The sequence below is a fragment of the Paraburkholderia sediminicola genome, assembly GCF_046027355.1.
Lineage (GTDB): Bacteria > Pseudomonadota > Gammaproteobacteria > Burkholderiales > Burkholderiaceae > Paraburkholderia > Paraburkholderia sediminicola_B.
Genome location: NZ_JAQQEK010000021.1, coordinates 139,067 through 159,826, shown reverse-complemented (window position 1 = coordinate 159,826; position 20,760 = coordinate 139,067). Strand labels below are relative to the sequence as shown.

21 protein-coding genes are annotated in these 20,760 nt (G+C 63.0%); 13 read left to right on the top strand and 8 right to left on the bottom strand.

Annotated features, from left to right (window positions below):
• Position 1: 1 nt before the first annotated feature.
• A complete protein-coding gene (mltA, locus tag PQR42_RS30445) occupies positions 2–1,126 on the bottom strand; it encodes a murein transglycosylase A (protein WP_408388800.1) in 1,125 nt (374 codons plus the stop codon).
• A gap of 28 nt (positions 1,127–1,154) precedes the next feature.
• Here mltA and PQR42_RS30440 point away from each other — a divergent pair, with 28 nt between their 5' ends.
• Complete coding sequence (locus tag PQR42_RS30440; protein WP_012434443.1) at positions 1,155–1,316, top strand: hypothetical protein; 162 nt, start codon at positions 1,155–1,157, stop codon at positions 1,314–1,316.
• A gap of 57 nt (positions 1,317–1,373) precedes the next feature.
• Here the strand turns inward: PQR42_RS30440 and apaG are convergent, their stop codons facing one another.
• Positions 1,374–1,748: a Co2+/Mg2+ efflux facilitator ApaG/CorD gene (gene apaG / locus PQR42_RS30435; protein WP_132376796.1), complete on the bottom strand. Its 375-nt coding sequence runs from the start codon at positions 1,746–1,748 to the stop codon at positions 1,374–1,376.
• 278 nt (positions 1,749–2,026) lie between these two features.
• Between apaG and rpe the strand changes: the two genes are divergently transcribed.
• The 8 genes from rpe to PQR42_RS30395 all read left to right on the top strand — a co-directional run bounded on the left by rpe (position 2,027) and on the right by PQR42_RS30395 (position 9,557).
• Complete coding sequence (rpe, locus tag PQR42_RS30430) at positions 2,027–2,710, top strand: ribulose-phosphate 3-epimerase (RefSeq protein ID WP_310813776.1); 684 nt, start codon at positions 2,027–2,029, stop codon at positions 2,708–2,710.
• A 26-nt stretch (positions 2,711–2,736) separates the two neighbouring features.
• Positions 2,737–3,453: a phosphoglycolate phosphatase gene (locus PQR42_RS30425; protein WP_408388798.1), complete on the top strand. Its 717-nt coding sequence runs from the start codon at positions 2,737–2,739 to the stop codon at positions 3,451–3,453.
• Positions 3,454–3,823: 370 nt separating this feature from the next.
• Complete coding sequence (gene trpE, locus PQR42_RS30420; protein ID WP_408388796.1) at positions 3,824–5,317, top strand: anthranilate synthase component I; 1,494 nt, start codon at positions 3,824–3,826, stop codon at positions 5,315–5,317.
• A gap of 13 nt (positions 5,318–5,330) precedes the next feature.
• The gene (locus PQR42_RS30415; protein WP_408215461.1) at positions 5,331–5,933 is read left to right on the top strand and encodes an aminodeoxychorismate/anthranilate synthase component II; all 603 of its coding nucleotides are present in this window, start codon (positions 5,331–5,333) and stop codon (positions 5,931–5,933) included.
• Positions 5,934–5,950: 17 nt separating this feature from the next.
• Positions 5,951–6,982, top strand: coding sequence for an anthranilate phosphoribosyltransferase (gene trpD / locus PQR42_RS30410; protein ID WP_408388794.1), 1,032 nt, complete (start codon positions 5,951–5,953; stop codon positions 6,980–6,982).
• An 18-nt stretch (positions 6,983–7,000) separates the two neighbouring features.
• The gene (gene trpC, locus PQR42_RS30405; RefSeq protein ID WP_408388792.1) at positions 7,001–7,786 is read left to right on the top strand and encodes an indole-3-glycerol phosphate synthase TrpC; all 786 of its coding nucleotides are present in this window, start codon (positions 7,001–7,003) and stop codon (positions 7,784–7,786) included.
• Between the two features lie 46 nt (positions 7,787–7,832).
• A complete protein-coding gene (locus PQR42_RS30400) occupies positions 7,833–8,459 on the top strand; it encodes a CYTH domain-containing protein (RefSeq protein ID WP_408215453.1) in 627 nt (208 codons plus the stop codon).
• 282 nt (positions 8,460–8,741) lie between these two features.
• A complete protein-coding gene (locus PQR42_RS30395; protein WP_408388790.1) occupies positions 8,742–9,557 on the top strand; it encodes a uracil-DNA glycosylase in 816 nt (271 codons plus the stop codon).
• Positions 9,558–9,674: 117 nt separating this feature from the next.
• Here the strand turns inward: PQR42_RS30395 and PQR42_RS30390 are convergent, their stop codons facing one another.
• The 5 genes from PQR42_RS30390 to PQR42_RS30370 all read right to left on the bottom strand — a co-directional run bounded on the left by PQR42_RS30390 (position 9,675) and on the right by PQR42_RS30370 (position 14,785).
• A complete protein-coding gene (locus PQR42_RS30390; RefSeq protein WP_408215448.1) occupies positions 9,675–10,271 on the bottom strand; it encodes an FMN-dependent NADH-azoreductase in 597 nt (198 codons plus the stop codon).
• A 154-nt stretch (positions 10,272–10,425) separates the two neighbouring features.
• Positions 10,426–12,216 (bottom strand): M61 family metallopeptidase, encoded by a 1,791-nt coding sequence (locus PQR42_RS30385; RefSeq protein ID WP_408388788.1) that lies wholly within the window; start codon positions 12,214–12,216, stop codon positions 10,426–10,428.
• Between the two features lie 94 nt (positions 12,217–12,310).
• Complete coding sequence (locus PQR42_RS30380) at positions 12,311–13,036, bottom strand: DsbC family protein (protein ID WP_408388786.1); 726 nt, start codon at positions 13,034–13,036, stop codon at positions 12,311–12,313.
• Between the two features lie 132 nt (positions 13,037–13,168).
• Positions 13,169–14,341 carry a UbiH/UbiF family hydroxylase gene (locus tag PQR42_RS30375; protein ID WP_408388784.1) on the bottom strand — a complete coding sequence of 391 codons (1,173 nt, stop codon included), beginning with the start codon at positions 14,339–14,341 and terminating at the stop codon, positions 13,169–13,171.
• A gap of 78 nt (positions 14,342–14,419) precedes the next feature.
• The gene (locus PQR42_RS30370; protein WP_408215437.1) at positions 14,420–14,785 is read right to left on the bottom strand and encodes a hypothetical protein; all 366 of its coding nucleotides are present in this window, start codon (positions 14,783–14,785) and stop codon (positions 14,420–14,422) included.
• A gap of 316 nt (positions 14,786–15,101) precedes the next feature.
• On the opposite strand from PQR42_RS30370, the gene ychF reads away from it, so the two are divergent.
• Positions 15,102–16,196 (top strand): redox-regulated ATPase YchF, encoded by a 1,095-nt coding sequence (gene ychF, locus PQR42_RS30365; protein ID WP_408215434.1) that lies wholly within the window; start codon positions 15,102–15,104, stop codon positions 16,194–16,196.
• A 108-nt stretch (positions 16,197–16,304) separates the two neighbouring features.
• Here the strand turns inward: ychF and PQR42_RS30360 are convergent, their stop codons facing one another.
• Positions 16,305–17,279 (bottom strand): glycerophosphodiester phosphodiesterase family protein, encoded by a 975-nt coding sequence (locus tag PQR42_RS30360; RefSeq protein ID WP_408388782.1) that lies wholly within the window; start codon positions 17,277–17,279, stop codon positions 16,305–16,307.
• Between the two features lie 307 nt (positions 17,280–17,586).
• Between PQR42_RS30360 and ugpB the strand changes: the two genes are divergently transcribed.
• The 3 genes from ugpB to ugpE all read left to right on the top strand — a co-directional run bounded on the left by ugpB (position 17,587) and on the right by ugpE (position 20,710).
• Positions 17,587–18,912, top strand: coding sequence for a sn-glycerol-3-phosphate ABC transporter substrate-binding protein UgpB (gene ugpB / locus PQR42_RS30355; protein ID WP_408388780.1), 1,326 nt, complete (start codon positions 17,587–17,589; stop codon positions 18,910–18,912).
• 71 nt (positions 18,913–18,983) lie between these two features.
• Positions 18,984–19,868 carry a sn-glycerol-3-phosphate ABC transporter permease UgpA gene (gene ugpA / locus PQR42_RS30350; RefSeq protein WP_408388778.1) on the top strand — a complete coding sequence of 295 codons (885 nt, stop codon included), beginning with the start codon at positions 18,984–18,986 and terminating at the stop codon, positions 19,866–19,868.
• Complete coding sequence (gene ugpE, locus PQR42_RS30345) at positions 19,865–20,710, top strand: sn-glycerol-3-phosphate ABC transporter permease UgpE (protein WP_012434462.1); 846 nt, start codon at positions 19,865–19,867, stop codon at positions 20,708–20,710. Before ugpA ends, ugpE begins: the two co-directional genes overlap by 4 nt.
• The last annotated feature ends 50 nt before the right edge of the window (positions 20,711–20,760 follow it).

Sequence of the window (20,760 nt, the reverse complement as noted above, 5' to 3'; positions counted from 1 at the left end):
CTCAAGAATTCGGCAACAACAACCACATCCGGCCGCCCTGCTTCATCTTGCCGGCCAGATCGCCGGCGTCGTCGCCGAGGCCCCAGAAGTAATCCGCGCGTACGCCGCCCTTGATCGCGGAACCCGTATCTTGCGCGAAGACGAGGCGATTCATCGGCGAGTTCGTCAACGGACGCGTGGTCTGCAAAAACACCGGCGTACCAAGTGGAATCGAAGTCGGATCGACCGCAATCGACCGCTCCGGCGTCAGCGGCACACCCAGCGCGCCGATCGGGCCGTCCGCGCCGCCGCTCGGGACGCTTTCCCCGGAAGGCATCTCGCGGAAGAACACGAAGCGCGGATTCGTATCGAGCAGCGCATCGACGCGCGTCGGGTTCGCGCGTGCCCACGCCTTGATGCCCTGCATGGTTGCCTGCGCGGGCGTCAGTTCGCCGCGATCCAGCAGCCAGCGTCCGATCGACTTGTACGGCTGATTGTTGGTGCCGCCAAAGCCCAGACGCATCACGCTGCCGTCTTCCATCACGATGCGCCCGGACCCCTGCACCTGCAGGAAGAAAGCTTCGATCGGATCATCGACCCACACGAGTTCGTTACCGTTGAGCACACCTGCGCGCTCGAGTTGCGCACGCGCCGGCAGCGGCGCGCCCGCGCGATAACTCGCCGGCCAGCGATACAACGCGGTCTGATATACACCGTGCCGCGTGCGCGAACCACGCAGCAAGGGCTCGTAGTAGCCGGTGACGAGCCCGTCGAGCGTGCCGTCGGTGTTCGCTAACTGGAAGGGCGTGAAATAGGCTTCAAAAAAAGCCCGCGCACTGGTGACGTCGAGGTCGTCGATTTGCGAGGCTGCGGCACATGCGCGCGCCCAGTTCGGTTGACGCGCGAGTCTCACGCAGTTTTGCCGCAACGCGGCCGTCGCGCCGATCAACGAGTCGTCCTGCCACCCCGGCACTTGCTGCCACGCAACGGCCGTCAGCCGTGTCGCGGCGATCTGCCCGGGTATGATCGCGGCACCCGTGGGTGGCGAAACCGAGGGCCGAACCGTGCCGCCGCCACCGCAAGACGCCAGCATCACCGCAACCGAAAGCGCTCCGAGCCATGCTCCGGCCGTGCGGACAAAACGCATACAATGTTCGTTCTTGATGGAAACCGCCATGTCTGATCTGTTCGACGAATACCCGATGCTCATCTTCGCGCTGGAATCGCTTCTCGCGCTCTTCCTGCTCGTCTTTATCGTTGTATGGACGTCGTCCGGCAAGAAGAAAGCGGCGCGCGCCAACGCGAGTGAACAGCAAAAGCAGCAAAAATCGCAGTAAAGCTGCGCGTTGCACCGCGCATTGAGCTTCTTAAAGACCGCGGGCCACGCCCTGGGTTCAATGCAGCGTACGCGGCATGCGTAGGATGAACTCCGGCACCGGCGCTTCGAAACGCTCGCCGTCTTCGGCCACGCAGAAATACTCTCCGCGCATGGTGCCGACCGGCGTGGCGATCACCGCCCAACTCGTGTACTCGAAATGCTCGCCCGGTTTGAGCAGCGGCTGGTGCCCGACCACGCCCAAGCCCTTCACTTCCTGCACGTTCTTGTCGCTGTCGGTAATCACCCAATGACGCGCGATCAATTGCGCGGGCACCTGGCCGGTGTTACGGATAGTCAGCGTGTATGCGAACGCATACTGGCGGCGCTCCGGGTCCGACTCTTCGGGCAGATATTGCACCTGCGCCGAGACGCTGAATTCGTACTGGCTCATCGTGATTCCGGTCTGCTGAAACGGGGTGTGAAAAAACGCGGGAAAGCCCGAACGCCAATGGTTTGCGGGCGCGTTGGCAATGCGGCGCTGATGGTTTTGGCATTCTGCTTGATGCGCGGCACGCCCGCAACCGGACAAATCCCTTTGGCCAAGGGCCAATAAGGCGTTTTGTCACGTTCGCCGGTTAAACGTGAGCGGGACTCGAAGCGTCCGCGAACCGGAACGCCGGCGCACAAACCGGTAAAATGGCGCTTTCCCCGCTTGCCTCCGCCCCCGCCATGACGCAATTCCGCATCGCTCCAAGCATTCTGTCAGCCGACTTCGCCCGCCTCGGCGAAGAAGTCCGCAACGTCGTCGCCGCCGGCGCCGACTGGATTCACTTCGACGTGATGGACAACCATTACGTGCCGAACCTGACCATCGGTCCGCTCGTCTGTGAAGCGATCCGCCCGCATGTCGACGTGCCGATCGACGTGCACCTGATGGTGCGCCCGGTCGACCGCATCGTCCCGGATTTCGCCAAGGCCGGCGCGAACCTGATCAGCTTTCACCCGGAAGGCTCGGACCATATCGACCGCACGCTGTCGCTGATCCGCGACCACGGCTGCAAGGCCGGCCTGGTGTTCAATCCGGCCACGTCGCTGAATTATCTGGATCACGTGATGGACAAGCTCGATCTCGTGCTGATCATGTCGGTGAATCCGGGCTTCGGCGGCCAGTCGTTCATTCCGGAAGCGCTCAACAAGCTGCGCGAAGCACGCAAGCGGATCGACGCCTACAAGGAACGCACCGGCCGCCAGATCTTCCTGGAAGTGGACGGCGGCGTGAAGGTGGATAACATCGCCGAAATCGCGGCGGCTGGCGCGGACACCTTCGTGGCCGGTTCGGCGATTTTCGGCCAGCCCGACCACAAGGTCGTGATCGAGAAGATGCGCGCGGCACTCGCCAACATCCAGCACTGAGCACCGACGCAGAACCGGCACGCACGATGACCACTCCGTTCCCCGCCCCGACTTTCACCGGCCCACGCCTGCAAGCCGCGATCATCGACCTCGACGGCACGATGATCGATACCGCCGACGATTTCACCGCCGGCCTGAACGGCATGCTCGCGCAACTCGACGCAGAAGAAACGTCGCGCGAGGAGGTGGTCGGTTATGTGGGCAAGGGTTCGGAGCACCTGATCCGCAGCGTGCTGGCGCCGCGCTTCGAAACGGAGCATGCGCAAGACCGCTTCGACGAAGCGCTCGCGATCTATCAGGAGGAGTACGCGAAGATCAACGGCACGCACACGCGGCTTTATCCGAACGTCGAAGCCGGTCTGATCGCCATGCGCGAGGCCGGTCTCAAACTCGCGTGCGTGACCAACAAGCCGCATCGGTTCGCGGTGGAGTTGCTGCAGCAGTACGGGCTCGCGCAGTATTTCAGCGTCGTGATCGGCGGCGACAGTCTGGCGAAAAAGAAGCCGGATCCGTTGCCCATGCTCACCGCGGCGGCGCAGTTGGGCGTCGAGCCGCAGGCCACCGTGGCCATCGGCGATTCGGAAAACGATGCGCTGGCGGGCCGTGCGGCCGGCATGGCGACGCTCACGGTGCCCTACGGCTACAACCACGGCCAAGCTATACAAACCATAAAATCCGATGGTATAGTTGGCTCGCTGCTCGACGCCGCCAAGGCGATCGCAGCGCACCATTCCACGACCTGAAAAGTCCTTCATCCTCATGTTTCTGAATAAAAAACGGAGTCTGATTAGCATCGACCGGGGAGCCTGGCCCTGGCGTCGCTGGTCGCGCTAACCTCGCCTGAGGTACGCTGAAGCTCGTCTTCGGCAACCGTTTTTTACTTCGCTGCGCTCACGCGTTTTTTCCATCATCTTGTTTCGCTGCATCGGTTGATTCGGCCTGCGTGTACCTGCAAAGTACAGCTGTGCGCTGAAATCCCTTGCACGCGTCGATGGGAAACCCGCGCCGGTCGGTATCATCGTGTCGACACGTCGAACGAACGCCTGACCGGCCGCGCAATGACCCGCTTTGTCCGACGCACACTGTCGCCGGACCACCGTACAGGATCGGAACATGACCGAACTCGAATTCCAGTCCCTCGCCAATGAGGGCTTCAACCGCATTCCGCTGATCGCCGAAGCGCTCGCCGACCTCGAAACGCCGCTCTCGCTATACCTGAAGCTCGCGCAGAGCGAACGCAACGGCGCGAACTCGTTCCTGCTGGAGTCGGTGGTGGGCGGCGAACGTTTCGGCCGCTATTCGTTCATCGGCCTGCCGGCGCGCACGCTGCTGCGCACCCGCAACGGCGTGTCGGAGGTGGTGCGCGACGGCAAGGTCGTCGAGACGCACGAGGGCGACCCGCTCGAATTCATCCAGCAATTCCAGGGCCGCTTCAAAGTGGCGCAGCGTCCCGGCTTGCCGCGTTTCGCGGGCGGTCTGGCCGGCTATTTCGGCTACGACGCGGTGCGCTACATCGAGAAAAAGCTAGCGCACACGGCGCCGAAGGACGATCTGAATCTGCCCGACATCCAGTTGCTGCTGACCGAGGAAGTCGCGGTGATCGACAATCTCGCGGGCAAGCTCTATCTGGTGGTCTACTCCGACCCGACGCAGCCCGAGGCGTACACGAAAGCCAAACAGCGTCTGCGCGAACTGCGCCAGCGTTTGCGCACCACCGTGCAACCGCCGGTCACGTCGGCGAGCGTGCGCACCGAGACCTACCGCGAGTTCGCCAAAGACGAGTATCTGGCGGCCGTGCGCAAGGCGAAGGAATACATCGCCGCGGGCGAACTGATGCAGGTGCAGGTCGGCCAGCGCCTGATCAAGCCGTACCGCGACAATCCGCTCTCGCTGTACCGCGCGCTGCGCTCGTTGAACCCGTCGCCGTATATGTATTACTACAACTTCGGCGACTTCCACGTGGTGGGTGCATCGCCGGAAATTCTGGTGCGCCAGGAAAAGCGCGGCGAGGATCGCATCGTCACGATCCGGCCGCTCGCCGGCACGCGTCCGCGCGGCAATACGCCGGAACGCGATGCGGAACTCGCAACCGAGCTGCTGAACGACCCGAAGGAAATCGCCGAACACGTCATGCTGATCGACCTCGCGCGTAACGACGTGGGCCGCATCGCGCAAATCGGCTCGGTGGTCGTCACCGACAAGATGGTGATCGAAAAGTACTCGCACGTGCAGCACATCGTGAGTTCGGTCGAAGGCAAGCTGAAACCCGGCACCACCAATTTCGACGTGCTGCGCGCCACCTTCCCGGCCGGCACGCTGTCGGGCGCACCGAAGGTCCGCGCGATGGAACTGATCGACGAACTGGAGCCCGTGAAGCGCGGCCTGTACGGCGGTGCGGTCGGCTATCTGTCGTTCACCGGCGAAATGGACCTGGCCATCACGATCCGCACCGGCGTGATCGCGAACGGCAATCTGTATGTGCAGGCGGCAGCGGGTGTAGTCGCGGATTCGGTGCCGGAATCCGAATGGCAAGAGACCGAGAACAAGGCGCGCGCCGTATTGCGCGCCGCCGAACAAGTGCAAGACGGCCTCGATAGCGACTTCTGACCGGAGACACACCATGCTGCTCATGATCGACAACTACGACTCGTTCACCTACAACCTGGTGCAGTACTTCGGCGAACTCGGCGAAGACGTGCGCACCTATCGGAACGACGAAATCACGCTGGACGAAATCGCGAAGCTCAACCCGGAGCGCATTTGCCTGTCGCCCGGTCCGAGCAATCCGCAACACGCCGGCATCACGCTCGACGTGCTGCGCGAATTCGCCGGCAAGACCCCGATTCTCGGCGTCTGCCTCGGCCATCAGGCGATCGGCGAGGCCTTCGGCGGACGCGTGGTGCGCGCGCAAACCATCATGCACGGCAAGGTCAGCACGATCGAAACCGACTGCAAAGGCGTGTTCGCCGACCTGCCGAAGCATTTCGTCGTGACCCGCTACCACTCGCTCGCGATCGAACGCGAATCGCTGCCCGACTGCCTCGAGGTTTCGGCATGGACCGAAGACGGCGAGATCATGGGTGTGCGTCACAAGGAACTGGCTGTGGAAGGCGTGCAGTTCCATCCGGAATCGATCCTGTCCGAACACGGCCACGCGCTGCTCGAAAACTTCGTGAAGCAGTCGAAGCTCGCCGGCGCACAAACGTCCAACCGCAACGCTTGATGAAGAGAGACGACATCATGTCGATTACGCCCCAGGAAGCGCTGCAACGGACCATCGAGCATCGCGAGATTTTCCACGACGAAATGCTGCATTTGATGCGGCTCATCATGCGCGGCGAACTCTCGCCGGTGATGGCGGCCGCGATCATCACCGGCTTGCGCGTCAAAAAAGAGACCATCGGCGAAATCACCGCCGCCGCCACGGTGATGCGTGAATTTGCCCGGCACGTCGACGTGCCGGACAACTCGAACTTCGTCGATATCGTCGGCACCGGCGGCGACGGCTCGCACACCTTCAACATTTCCACGGCAACCATGTTCGTCTCCGCCGCGGCGGGCGCCAAGGTCGCAAAGCACGGCGGCCGCGGCGTGTCGAGCAAGTCGGGCAGCGCGGACGTGCTCGAAGCGCTCGGCGTGAATATCGATCTGCAGCCGGAACAGGTGGCGGCGTCGATCGCCGAAACCGGCATGGGCTTCATGTTCGCGCCGAACCATCATCCGGCCATGAAGAACATCGCGCCGGTGCGCCGCGAACTCGGCGTGCGGACTATCTTCAACATTCTCGGTCCACTGACCAACCCGGCTGGCGCGCCCAATCAACTGATGGGCGTGTTCCACGGGGACCTCGTCGGCATTCAGGTGCGCGTGATGCAGCGCCTCGGCGCGAAGCATGTGCTGGTGGTGTACGGTATGGACGGCATGGACGAAGTCTCGCTCGGCGCGGCGACGCAAGTCGGCGAGTTGCGCGACGGCCAGGTCCACGAGTACGAGATTCACCCGGAAGACTTCGGCATGCAGATGGTGTCGAACCGCACGCTGAAAGTGGCCGACGCCACCGAATCCAAAGCGATGCTGCTCGACGCGCTCGACAACAAGCCGGGCGTCGCCCGCGAGATCGTCACGCTGAATGCGGGCACCGCCCTGTATTCGGCGAACGTGGCTTCGTCGATCGCGGACGGCATCCAGTTGGCGCGCGAAGCGATCGCGAGCGGCAAGGCACGCGCCAAGGTCGACGAACTGGTCCGCTTCACTCAGCAATTCAAGCAGTAATCACGTAGCGAGACACTTATGAGCGACATCCTCGACCGTATCATCGCGGTCAAACGCGAAGAAGTTCGCGCGGCCGAACAGAGCGCACCGCTCGAAGAGCTGCGCCTCGAAGCGTCTTCGCGCGACATTCGCGATTTCGTCGGCGCATTGCGCGCGAAACACGCGGCGGGTCTCGCCGCGGTGATTTCCGAAGTCAAGAAAGCAAGCCCGTCCAAAGGCGTGTTGCGCGAGCACTTCGTGCCGGCCGAGATCGCGCGTTCGTATGAAAAGCACGGCGCGGCCTGCCTGTCCGTGCTCACCGACGTGCAGTTCTTTCAGGGTAGCGTCGCGTACCTGCAGGAAGCGCGCGCGGCCTGCAATTTGCCGGTGCTGCGCAAAGACTTCATCGTCGATCCGTACCAGATCGTCGAAGCCCGCGCGATGGGCGCCGACGCGATCCTGCTGATCGCAGCCGCGCTCGAAACCTCGCAGATGCAGGATCTCGAAGCGCTCGCGCATTCACTGGGCCTCGCCGTGCTGGTCGAAGTGCATGATCACGACGAGCTGATGGAATCCCTCACGCTGAAAACGCCGCTGATCGGCATCAACAACCGCAATCTGCGTACCTTCGAGACGTCGATCGAAACGACGATCGGCATGCTCGAAGCGATTCCGGACGACCGCATCGTCGTCACGGAGTCGGGAATTCTGTCGCGCGCCGACGTGGAGCGCCTGCGCGCGATGGACGTACACACGTTCCTCGTCGGCGAGGCGTTCATGCGCGCGGACGAGCCGGGCGTGGAGCTTGCTCGGATGTTTTTCTGAGCACGGTGTCGACACACGGCACGCGGCGTACGTAGCGGAGCAGATCATGGGCATGGAACGCGAAATCAAACTGGCGCTGCCGCCTGCGCAGGTGGAAGCGGCGACGCGTTGGTTCGTCGCGCGCACCGAGGCGCAGGGTCGTCCGATCAAGCTGGTGAATATTTACTTCGACACGCCTGCCCTGACGCTCGCGAGTTCGAAGAGCGCCTTGCGTTTGCGCCAGACGCCGGACGGCTGGCTGCAAACCTTCAAGACGGTCGGCGACGCCAAGGATGGTTTGCACAGCCGGCATGAATGGGAAATGCCGGTGGCCGGTGAAAAGCTGGAGATCGACGCGTTGCTGCGCGAGTGCGACGAACCGTCCGCCGCGGATGCTTTGCGTAAAGCAGCGCCCGAGCTCGTCGAACTGTTCCGCACGAATTTCACCAGGACGCTGTGGCGCGTCGAAGTGGACGGCTCGGACATCGAAGCGGCGATCGATCAGGGCGACGTGTTCGCCGAGGTCGATAGCGAAACGCGTCGCGCGCCGATCTCGGAAGTCGAGCTCGAACTGAAGTCCGGCGACGAAGCCGCGCTTCACACACTCGCTGCGGAACTTGGCAAGCAGATAGCCGGCCTCGCGCCGGACGACATCAGCAAAGCGCAGCGCGGTTATAAGCTACGGGCTGGTTGAGCCGCGGTAAAGCCGCTTTCCAACTGCTCGGACAGAAGCCGGCCACGGAGAGTGGCTTCTTCCAAGCGGCTACCGGTTTGTGCGACGCATCGTCAAACGGCCGCTCGCATACTTGGCGATCTTGAACACGTGTTTCGTGCTAACGGCCCGTTGAGCGGCGGCGAACGTTGCCTTCGCACACAGCACGTTCGGCGCATCTATCCCGCGTCCACCCCGGGCAAACGCGACAAGCCGCGGCGCACACCTTGAGCAACGCCGCGTTTGCTGCGACACTTCCCCGCCATGACATCCGCTTCCCGTACCCGCCCCAATCCGTCGCAGGACTCGCTGTTCGACGACGCCGCCTCTGCACCGGCAACTGACATGACGACCGCGCCGCCACCGACGCTCGAAGCCCAATTCGACGCCCTGCCACCCGCATGGCGTGCGCATCTCAAACCGTTCATCGAAAGCGACGCCTACGCGCCGCTCTGCCGTTTCGTCGACGGTGAGCGCACCGCCGGCAAAACCGTCTATCCCGCCGACGTGTTCCGGGCGCTACGCCTGACGAGCCCCGACGAAGTGAAAGTCGTCATCCTCGGCCAGGATCCCTATCACGGCGAAGACCGCGGTACACCGCAAGCGCACGGACTCGCGTTTTCCGTCGCGCCGAACGTGCGCACGCCGCCGTCGCTGCGCAATATCTTCAAGGAGATCGCCGCAAGCCTCGGCCACGAGACGCCGCGTCACGGTTGCCTGGACACATGGGCGAAGCAAGGCGTGCTGCTGCTGAACACCGTGCTGACCGTGGAACGCGATTCAGCCGCTAGCCACGCGAAACGCGGCTGGGAAAAATGCACCGACACGCTGATCCATGAGCTGGCGATGCGCCACGACGGCCTCGTGTTCATGCTGTGGGGCGCGCATGCGCAAGCCAAGCGCGCGCTGCTCGGCGGCAAGTCGCATTACGTGCTGGAAGCGCCGCATCCGTCGCCGCTGTCGGCGCATCGCGGTTTTCGCGGCTGCGGGCATTTTGCGAAGGCCAACGAGTATCTTGCGCAGCATGGCCGCGAACCCATCGATTGGCGCCTGCCCGACGAAGCGCAAATGCTTGCGTGAAGCCGCAGGCACCAAGCATCAACGCCAAAAAACGAAAAACGCCACGGACTCAAAATCCGTGGCGTTTTTCATTCCAGCGAGCTAACCGCCGCACTCAAGCGGCGTAGCCAAAAAACCTTACGCGGCAGCGATCGCTTCGCGCGCGGAAGCCAGTGCGGCGCCGGCAGCGTCCGGGCCCATGTTCAGGCCTTCGGCATAGATGAAGTTCACGTCGGTCATGCCGAGGAAGCCGAGGAAGCTCTTCAGGTACGGCGTCTGGCTGTCATTCGGCGTGCCCAGATACTTGCCACCGCGTGCCGACACGACGTGAACCTTCTTGCCCTTCACAAGCCCTTCCGGACCATTCGCCGTGTAGGCGAACGTGATACCGGCACGGGCGATGAAGTCGAAGTACGTCTTCAGTTGCGACGAGATGCCGAAGTTGTACATCGGTGCGCCGATCACGATGATGTCGGCGGCTTGCAGTTCGGCGATCAGCGCTTCGCTGCGTGCGGCGATCTCGGCTTGCTCGGCGGTGCGTTGGTCAGCCGGCGTGAAGAACGCGCCGAGAACGGCGTCGTCCAGGTGCGGCAGCGGTTCAGCTTGCAGATTGCGGACGACGACTTGCGCGCCCGGATTCGATTGTTGCAGCTTTGCGGTCAGCTCGTTGACGAGCAACGTCGAGTTCGCGCCTTGCGAGCGGGCTGCCGAGTTGATTTGCAGGATCGTGGTCATGGTTGACTCCAGTTGGGGCGCGCAGTGTTGCGCGAGTAGAGTCATTGTGTTTTTTTACCGCCTCGGGAAAAAGCCATCCGGCGGCGACGGATTGTTGCACTGGTAGAACAATCCGCCACAACGGACCGTCCATTGGGGGCGGTCCGGACGACGATCAGCTAGCCAACCAGCGCTCGCGCGCCTTGCGCGCGGCGGGGCGCTTGTCGCTGGCGGTGAGCTTGTAGCGCGCCAGCTCCGGCCCGTCCAGCTTGACTTGCGCGGTGCGCAGCTCGTCGCGTCGGAAGGCGTGAATCTCGACTTTCGCGCCCGGCTGGTAGCGTGCGAGCAGCCCGTCAAGATTCGAGCCGGTCACGCGCAGGCCGTCGAGCGCGATCAGCACGTCGCCGGCCGAGAGTCCTGCTTTTTGCGCGGCGCTGCCGTCGTGAACCGCAGCCAGCGTGCAATCCGCGCCGCCGCGCACGCGCGCGCCGAGCGACGGCTTGCCGTTTTTGTCCACTTCGGGCGCGATGTCGACGCCGAACGGCGCGAGCAGCGTATCGAGGGGCAGATCGCGCGTGCCGTGCACGGCTTCGGCGAACAACTCGCCCAGTTTCGCACCGGTCGCTTCGGCGAAAATCGCCTCGATCTCGCTTTCGTCGACGCCAACCGGTTTGCCGCGATAGAAGTCACGGCCAAAGCGCTGCCACAGCAAACGCATCACATCGTCGAGCGATTTGCGGTTGTTGGTCTGCGCGCGGATCGTCAGATCGAACGCGAGCGCGACGAGCGAGCCCTTGGTGTAGTAGCTGACGATCGCGTTCGGCGCGTTCTCGTCCTGCCGGTAGTATTTGACCCACGCGTCGAACGAGCTTTCGGCGACGGTCTGCTTGAGACGCCCGCTGCCGCGCTGCACACCGCCGATCACCTTGCCGAGCATGCCGAAATAGTCGTCCTGCGAAATCAGGCCGCTGCGCACGAGGATCAGATCGTCGTAGTAAGAGGTGAAGCCCTCGAACAGCCACAGCAGCGACGTGTAGTTCTCCACGCTCAGATCGTACGGCGCGAACACGGCCGGCTTGATGCGCTTCACGTTCCACGTGTGGAAGTATTCGTGGCTGCACAAGCCGAGGTAGGTCCGGTAGCCTTCGGTGAGCGCCTCGCGCCCTTCCACCGGCAGATCGCCGCGATTGCAGATCAGCGCGGTCGAAGCCCGGTGTTCGAGGCCGCCATAACCATCGGTGACGGCCTGCGTCATGAATACGTAGCGATCCACCGGCGCTTTCTTCGACTTCGGCTCGAACAACGCGATCTGCTCTTCGCAAATGCGCTTCAGGTCGGCGGACAGACGCGCCATGTCGAGCCCGATCACGCGCCCGGCGATCACGATGTCGTGCGGCACGCCGTGCGCCTTGAACGTCGCCAACGCGAATTCGCCCAGCGTGACGGGATGATCGATCAACTCGTCATAGTTCTGCGCGCGATACTCGCCGAAACCATAGCGCTTCGTGCCGCGCGCTTCCGGCAGCGCGGTGGCGACGCGCCAGTTGCGATACGCCGCGCCTTCGGGCTTCTGAATATCGACCACGCACTGCGCTTCCTCGTGGCCGAGCGGCGACAGGAACACGCTCGTGCCGTTGAAAAAGCCCGTCGTGTCGTCGAGATGCGCCGCGCGCACCGACAGATCCCATGCATAAACTTCGTAGCGCAGCGTAAGCGCGCCCTTGACCGGCGCGGCCTGCCACGTGTGCTTGTCGGTCTTTTCGACGCGCACCTTGCGGCCCGCCTCGTTAAAAGCGCGCAGCGTGACGATGTTGCGGGCGAACTCGCGCACCATGTAGCTGCCCGGAATCCACACCGGCAGCATGAAACGCTGGCCGGCCGGATCGGGATCGGCGACGGTCACGGTGACTTCGAACAGGTGAGCGGCGGGTTGCTTGGGAACGATGGTGTAGCGGATCGGCTTCATCGGCGGCGATTAGAAGAGGTCAGGCGGGGATGTTTGGGCTTGATGCAAAAGGAGGCGCACGTCGCGCCTCCTTTGCTGGATCAGTTCTGCGTGCTCAGTGCACCGCGGACATTTCCTTGTCCAGCCGGTCGGCGGGCACGGCGCCGGGCAGGCGGCGGCCGTCGGCGAGGAACACCGTGGGCGTGCCGTCGACGTTCATCGCGTGGCCGAGCGCCAGGTTCTTGTCGATCGCGGCGGTGTCGCAGGTGCCGGCGGCGGTGGGCGCCTGATGATCCTGCATCCACGATTCCCACGCCTTCGCGCGATCCGTCGAGCACCAGATCGACTTCGATTTCGCCGTCGAATCCGGCGACAGCACCGGGTACAGGAAGGTGTAAATCGTCACGTTGTCGATCGACTTGAGCGACGTTTCGAGCTGCTTGCAGTACGGGCAGTTCGGATCGGAGAACACGGCGATCTTGCGCGTGCCGTTGCCCTTCACGACCTTCACCGCGTTCGAGAACGGCAGGCTCGCGAAATCGATACGATTGGTTTCCGACAGACGCGCTTCGGTCAGATTCTTGCGGGTCTTGGCGTCGACCATGTCGCCGAGCATCAGGTAATCGCCGTTCGCGTCGCTATAGACGATCTGCGTGCCGAGGTTCACTTCGTACAGGCCGGCAATCGGCGACTTCGTCACGCTCTTGATCGAGACGTCGGCGAGACGCGTCTGCAGCGTGGCTTTGAGCTTGTCGGTGGTCTGGTCGGCCTGCGCGGAGCAGCCGATCGTGACGGCGGCGATGGCAAGCACGGCGGCCGCCATGCGGAAAGTTTTTTTCATGCTGAATTCCTGGTTCAATCGCGCGCAATGCGCGCGCAGTGCTCGTTTCCTGACGTTTCCGGTCTGACCGGAACGGCGTCGATCCGTTCATGATACCTGCGTCGCCGGCCACGGCATGCCCGGCCCGGTGCTTCAGCCCAGCGCAGCCGACACCAGCCAGCGTTTGATGAACGGCTGTGCGCCGACAAACGCCATGCCGGTATTGCGCAGCACCTTGGCAAACGGACCGGGAACGGAAAAGAGTTTTTGCAGGCCGTCGGTGGCGATCATCAGCGCGCGGATGTCTTCGCGGCGGGCGCGTTCGTAGCGGCGCAACAGGACCATGTCGCCGAGATCGCGGAACGACTCTTTGCCGGCGACGGTGTCGGCGAGCGCCGCGACGTCGCGCAAACCGAGGTTCATGCCCTGCCCGGCAAGCGGATGAATCAGATGCGCGGCGTCGCCGACCAGCGCGACGCGCGGCGCCACCAGCCGGTCGACCGTTTGCAGTGCGAGCGGGAAACCTTGTGCGGGCGTCACGCAATCGAGCGCGCCGAACTGGCCGCCGGTCACGCGTTCCACTTCGGCGGCGAGTTGCGCCGGATCGAGCGCGATCAGTTGCTCCGCGTGCTCGGTGCGCGCCGACCAGACCAGCGAGACGTGGCCGTCCGGCATGGGCAGCAGCGCGATGATCTCGCCGTCCTTGAACCATTGGTACGCGGTTTCACCGTGCGGCTTTTCGGCCTTGAAATTGGCGACCACGCCGGTTTGCTTGTAGTCGCGCCGGTCCATCTTCGAACCGATCTGGGCACGCACCCACGAATGCGCGCCGTCCGCGCCGACCAGCAGATCGGCATCCAGCACATTGCCGTTGGCCAGCCCGACGCTCGCACTATCCGCGGTGAAGTCCAGCGCCTGCGCGCGGGTGTCGATCCAGGTGAGATTCGGCTGGAAGCGCAGCGCCGCATCCAGCGCGCGCTCGATCACCGACGACTCGACGATCCACGCCAGTTGCGGCACCGAAGCCTGGAACGCGGAGAAATGCAGTTCAGCATGCGCGTCGCCGTAGACGCGCATGTCATACACCGGCCCGAGCCGCGCCAGATCGAGCGCTTGCCAAACCCGCAAACGCTCCAGCAAAGCTTGTGAACTCGACGACAGCGCGTAGACCCGCGAGTCGAAGGCGGCGCCGGCGGGCAGCGCCGCGCAGGGTTGCGCGAGCAGCGCCACGCGCAGTCCGCCTTGCGTCAGCGCGAGCGCCGCGGTCTTGCCGACGAGCCCGCCGCCGATCACGGCGGCATCAAAGGTCTGGTGGTGTGCGTTCATCCGCGCATTATAGCCGCGGGGGTTGCGAGGGACGGATCGATGCACGCGGCTTTTGAGCCCGAACAAGCGCGCCGATGCTCACAGGTGACCGGTCGCCGCCAGCGCGGCGTTCGCTTCGCGCAGCCGCGTGAATTCGCGATCGGAAGACAGGAGCCGCCATGCGCTTGCCTCGAGGTCAGCCTTGCGCTCACGCTGATCGCCGCGTACGGCGCAGTCAGGGAAAATGCGGTCATACACGCGCCACAGTGAATCGAAGTCGTTGGCATCGGCGAATTGCGCGATCTGCTTTTTATCGTCGAGCGTTAAGTGGCTTGAGAGGCAGTTGACCGTCTGCCGGTCCGAGTTCGCCTGAGCGTCGTCGAAGTTCGGCGAGACCCATGACGCAATCGCGCTGCCCAGCGCGACGATAGCCACGCCCGTGATGACCCATCGTATTGTTCTCATTTTTTCCTCGGAATTGGGCTCTAGCGGCCCTGCATCGGCGATTCTACAATGCGTTCGAGAAAATCTTACCTGAACCTTGCAATCGCCGATCGAGTGGCGGGCGCCGCTTCCCCACTGCCGCGTCGGTGCGCCGATCCGAACGGGTTACAATTGCGCTTTCCGTGAAAACTCGCACCCGGTCGTCGAGCAACGCCCCGATCCGGTGTCTTGTCCCGCTCCGCTGCACTGGTCCGCCACGCCACACACGACGGCTTCTCGAATCCTGCACACAGCGTCGAGCGCATCACGCAACTTACTGATTCACTGAAGGATTTCCATGAGCCTCAAATGCGGCATCGTCGGCTTGCCTAACGTCGGCAAGTCCACCCTGTTCAACGCGCTGACCAAGGCGGGCATTGCCGCCGAAAACTATCCGTTCTGCACGATCGAGCCGAACGTCGGCATCGTCGAAGTGCCGGACGCGCGTCTGAAGGCGCTCGCCGACATCGTCAAGCCGGAGCGCATCCTGCCGGCCGTGGTGGAATTCGTCGACATCGCCGGCCTGGTGGCCGGTGCGAGCAAGGGCGAAGGTCTGGGCAACCAGTTTCTCGCCAACATCCGCGAAACCGACGCGATCACGCACGTGGTGCGCTGCTTCGAAGACGAGAACGTGATTCACGTCGCGAACAAGATCGATCCGCTGTCGGACATCGAAGTGATCAACACCGAACTGGCGCTGGCCGACCTCGCGACCGTCGAAAAGGCGCTGGCGCGCTATTCGAAGGCCGCCAAGTCGGGTAACGACAAGGAAGCCATCAAGAACGCCGCCGTGCTGGAAAAGGTGCGCGCGCAGCTCGACCAGGCCAAGCCGGTCCGCGCGCTCGACCTGTCGGATGAAGAAAAGGCCACGCTCAAGCCGTTCTGTCTGATCACCGCCAAGCCGACCATGTACGTGGCCAATGTGAAGGAAGACGGCTTCGCGAACAACCCGCATCTGGACGCGGTCGCGAAGTTCGCGGCGGCGGAAAACGCGCCGGTCGTCGCCGTGTGCGCCGCGATCGAAGCGGAAATCGCCGACCTCGACGAAGCCGACATGGAAGTGTTCCTCGCCGACATGGGCATGGAAGAGCCGGGCCTGAACCGCGTGATCCGCGCCGGCTTCAAGCTGCTGGGCCTGCAGACCTACTTCACGGCCGGTGTGAAGGAAGTGCGCGCGTGGACGATCCATGTCGGCGATACGGCGCCGCAGGCTGCGGGCGCGATTCACACGGACTTCGAGCGCGGCTTCATTCGCGCGCAGACGATCGCGTTCAACGACTACATCACCTATAAGGGTGAACAAGGCGCGAAGGAAGCCGGCAAGATGCGTGCGGAAGGCAAGGAATACGTCGTGCATGATGGCGACGTGATGAACTTCTTGTTCAACGTTTGACGTTTGCTTCAGCTTCAGCTTCGGCGTAGACGGCCATGGGCGAAAACCTGAGCGTTGCCGCCCGCAGCAAGTGACTTCAAGAGAGCCCGCTTTTCAAAGCGGGCTTTTTTATTGGCCGCTAGTTGCCTTGGAACGCGCGCAGCGCAGCGGCAACGCGATACCGTCCCTGACCGCCGCCATTTTCGACGGTGAATCCGCAAGCACCGCGTCGATGCCGAGGCACGCCGCCGTCCGATAATCTTCCGCATCGTTCACGGCAATCGCGACGATTCGCACGTCCGGCTTCTGCCGGAAGCACGCGACCGTTGCAGGCGTCCATAACGTAGCCTGCACATCCGACCGCCCTTCTCCCAGCGTGAATTTCTCCACCACCGTCAGCGTGCGATGCAACTCGAACGCCGTCATCGCGTGTTTGGCCGGCGCGTCCACGCAGCCTTGATTCAACAAGACACGCATGAGCCGCCCACGCGTTGCATCGCGCGATTCGAACAGCCTGGCTTGCGGATATGCTGCAAAGCTTTGCTGATAATCCGCTTCGGTCGAATAGATCGACACGCGCTGCCACGCGTTTTCTTCATCGAGCACGCGCGCGACGGCTTGCGCTTGCGGCCCGGCAGGCAATGCCTTCATGTCGAGGATGACCGGCATGCCCGCTGGCATGGCGCGCAGTGCTTCGCGCAGCGTCGGAATGCCCGAAGGGTGATCGCGGTACGGATACGTCTCTGCGCGGCGGAAACTCCACCCGGCATTCACGCGTGCGAGTTCCGCCGCGGTGAAAGCGGACACCGGCCCTTTCGCGTCGGTCAACGCAGCCAGATCGGCCGGCCGATACAAGACCGGCACGCCGTCCTTGCTCAACTGCACGGTAAGCCACATCGCGTCGGCGTGATGTTCGATCGACAGCCGGATCGCTTCGAGCGTGTTCTCCGGCGCATCGCCTGTACCGCCGCGATGCGCGATGATCGCCGGCAACGAATTCACCTGCGTGACGGCGTCGTTCGTCTTGACGGGCGCGAGCGAACATCCCGCCAAAGCGAGGCCTGCGATCAAGCTGTTCGCCGCCCATCGTACTGAACTTAGCATCTGCAATCCTGATTAATGTGCGCCGTGACGTAACGTACAGGAGTCGACCAGCATGACTCAAACCGGCATTCATCATGCCCTCTTGCAAACGGCCGCGTCCAGCCGGCGACCTCAGGCTTTGCCTTCGCGCAAACTTTCACCTTCAGACACCGACTGTTTCCGTTTTGTGACACCGATGTTAAATTGCGGCATTCGGCGTCCGTCAAAAAATGGTGCACGCCGCCCGGCCACCGTCGCCGGACTGTCATCGAACACAAATAGAATCGCGCGATTCGCATCCGCGCCCGTTCCGACTGGAGACACATCGATGAGTTTGAAGCCGCTAATCCGTTCGCTTTCCGTTGCCGCCGTATTGAGCGCCGGCCTCAGTCAGGCGGCCCACGCCGCAACCGAAATCCAGTTCTGGCACGGCATGGAAGCCGCGCTGGGCGAACGGCTGAACGACATCGCCAACGCGTTCAACGCATCGCAAAGCGACTACAAGATCGTGCCGGTCTTCAAAGGCACCTACGACCAGACCCTCGCTGCCGGCATCGCCGCCTATCGCAGCGGCAATGCGCCGGCCATCCTGCAGGTCTACGAAGTCGGCACCGCCACCATGATGCAGGCGAAGAAGGCCGTGATCCCGGTCTCGGAAGTGTTCAAGCAAGCGGGCGTGCCGCTCGATGAAAAGGCCTTCGTGCCGACCATCGCCAGCTATTACAGCGACGCCAAAACCGGCGAGCTGATCTCGATGCCGTTCAACAGCTCGACGCCGGTGCTCTACTACAACAAGGACGCCTTCAAGAAAGCCGGCCTTGATCCGAACCAGCCGCCGAAAACCTGGGCCGAACTGCAAACGGACGCGCAGAAGCTGAAGGCGTCGGGCATGGCGTGCGGCTATTCGTCGGGCTGGCAGAGCTGGATTCAACTCGAGAACTACAGCGCCTGGCACGGCGCGCCGTTCGCTTCGAAGAACAACGGCTTCGACGGTCCGGACGCGCAACTGGAATTCAACAAGCCGCTGCAAGTCGCGCATATCCAGTTCCTGCAGAACATGCAGAAGGATGGCACCTTCACCTACGTCGGCCGCAAGGACGAACCGGTATCGAAGTTTTATAGCGGCGACTGCGGGATCATCACCAACTCGTCGGGATCGCTCGCCACGATCAAGAAGTACGCGAAGTTCAACTTCGGCACCGGCATGATGCCGTACGACGCGAGCGTGAAGGGCGCGCCGCAGAACGCGATCATCGGCGGAGCGAGCCTGTGGGTGCTGTCGGGCAAGGATCCGGCTGTGTACAAGGGCGTGGCGAAATTCCTCTCGTATCTGTCGTCGGCGCCGGTCGCCGCCAAGTGGCATCAGGACACCGGCTATCTGCCGGTCACCACCGCCGCCTATCAGCTGACGCAGCAGCAAGGCTTCTACGAGAAGAATCCGGGCAGCGATACCGCCATCAAGCAGATGCTGAACAAGCCGCCGCTGCCGTACACGAAGGGCTTGCGTCTGGGCAACATGCCGCAGATCCGCACCGTCATCGACGAAGAGCTCGAACAGGTCTGGGCACAGAAGAAGACGCCGCAACAGGCGCTCGACGCCTCCGTGTCGCGTGGCGATGAACTGCTGCGCCGCTTCGAGAAAGCCGGCAACTAAACGGTCGTCGGCAGGGTTTCGGTGCGCCCGCACCGAAACCCGTGGTTGCAGCAGAACCTTGGAAATCATCGATGGAAAAGCGCTCCAGCTTCGGCACCAGCCTGCTGCCCTACCTGCTCGTCGCGCCGCAACTGGCAATCACGCTGCTGTTTTTCCTGTGGCCGGCCGGTGAGGCGCTCTGGCAATCCACGCAAAGCCAGGATGCGTTCGGCACCTCGAGCGAGTTCGTCGGACTCGCCAACTTCAAGCAACTTTTTGCCGACCCGCTCTACCTGTCGTCGTTCAATACGACGCTGATCTTCTGCGCGCTCGTCACGGTGTCGGGGCTCGTGATCTCGCTGCTGCTCGCGGTCTGCGCCGATCGCGTGACGCGCGGTGCCAAGACTTATCAAACGCTGCTGATCTGGCCGTACGCGGTTGCGCCCGCGATCGCCGCCGTGTTGTGGTCGTTCCTGTTCAACCCGAGCATCGGCCTCGTCACCTACGCGCTGGCCAAGTACGGCATCGTCTGGAATCACGCGCTGAACGCGGGTCAGGCGATGTTTCTGGTCGTGCTCGCGTCCGTCTGGAAACAGGTCAGCTATAACTTTCTGTTCTTCTATGCGGGCCTGCAGGCGATCCCGCGCTCGCTCATCGAAGCGGCGGCGATCGACGGCGCCGGTCCGGTGCGGCGCTTCTTCGGCATTGCACTGCCGCTTTTGTCGCCGACCAGCTTCTTCCTGCTGGTAATCAACATCACCTACGCCTTCTTCGACACCTTCCCGGTGATCGACGCCGCCACCGGCGGCGGTCCCGCGCAAGCCACCCGCACGCTGATCTACAAGATCTTCGCCGAAGGTTTCCAAGGGCTCGACATCGGCAGCTCCGGCGCGCAGTCGGTGATCCTGATGGTGATCGTCGTTGCGTTGACGGTCGTGCAATTCCGCTTCATCGAACGCAGGGTTCAATACTCATGATCGAGAACCGCCGCGGTTTCGACCTCTTCTGCCACGCGGTGCTGATTCTGGGCGTCGTGCTGGTGGTGTTTCCGGTGTACGTCGCGTTCTGCGCGGCGACCATGAGCGAGCACGAAGTGTTCAGCGTGCCGCTTTCGCTGGTGCCGAGCACGCATCTGCTTGAAAACATCGCGACCGTCTGGTCGCAAGGCAGCGGCAACGCAGCGGCGCCGTTCGGCCGCATGCTGTTCAACAGCCTCGTGATGGCGCTGGTGATTTCGATCGGCAAGATCGCCGTCTCGATGATCTCCGCGTACGCGATCGTGTTCTTCCGTTTTCCGTTTCGCAACCTCGCGTTCTGGCTGATCTTCATCACGCTGATGCTGCCGGTCGAAGTGCGGATCTTTCCGACCGTGCAAGTCGTCTCGTCGATGCATCTGAGCAATACGTATAGCGGTTTGACATTGCCGCTGATCGCCTCGGCTACCGCGACATTCCTGTTCCGCCAGTTCTTCATGACGCTGCCGGACGAATTGATGGAAGCGGCGCGCATCGACGGCGCCGGCGCCATGCGGTTCTTCTGGGACGTCGTCTTGCCGCTGTCGAAAACGAACATGGCTGCCCTGTTCGTGATCACGTTCATCTACGGCTGGAATCAGTACTTGTGGCCGATTCTGATCACGAGCCAGCAATCGCTGACGACGGCCGTGGTCGGCATCAAAAGCATGATCGCGTCGGGCGACACCGCGACCGAATGGCATCTCGTGATGACCGCGACGCTGCTCGCCATGCTGCCGCCGCTCGCGGTCGTGCTGACGATGCAGCGCTGGTTCGTGCGCGGACTCGTGGACGCGGAGAAGTAAGTGGCGCCCTTTTGAGCGAGCTTCTTCCGGCATTGAAATAACAACACCGC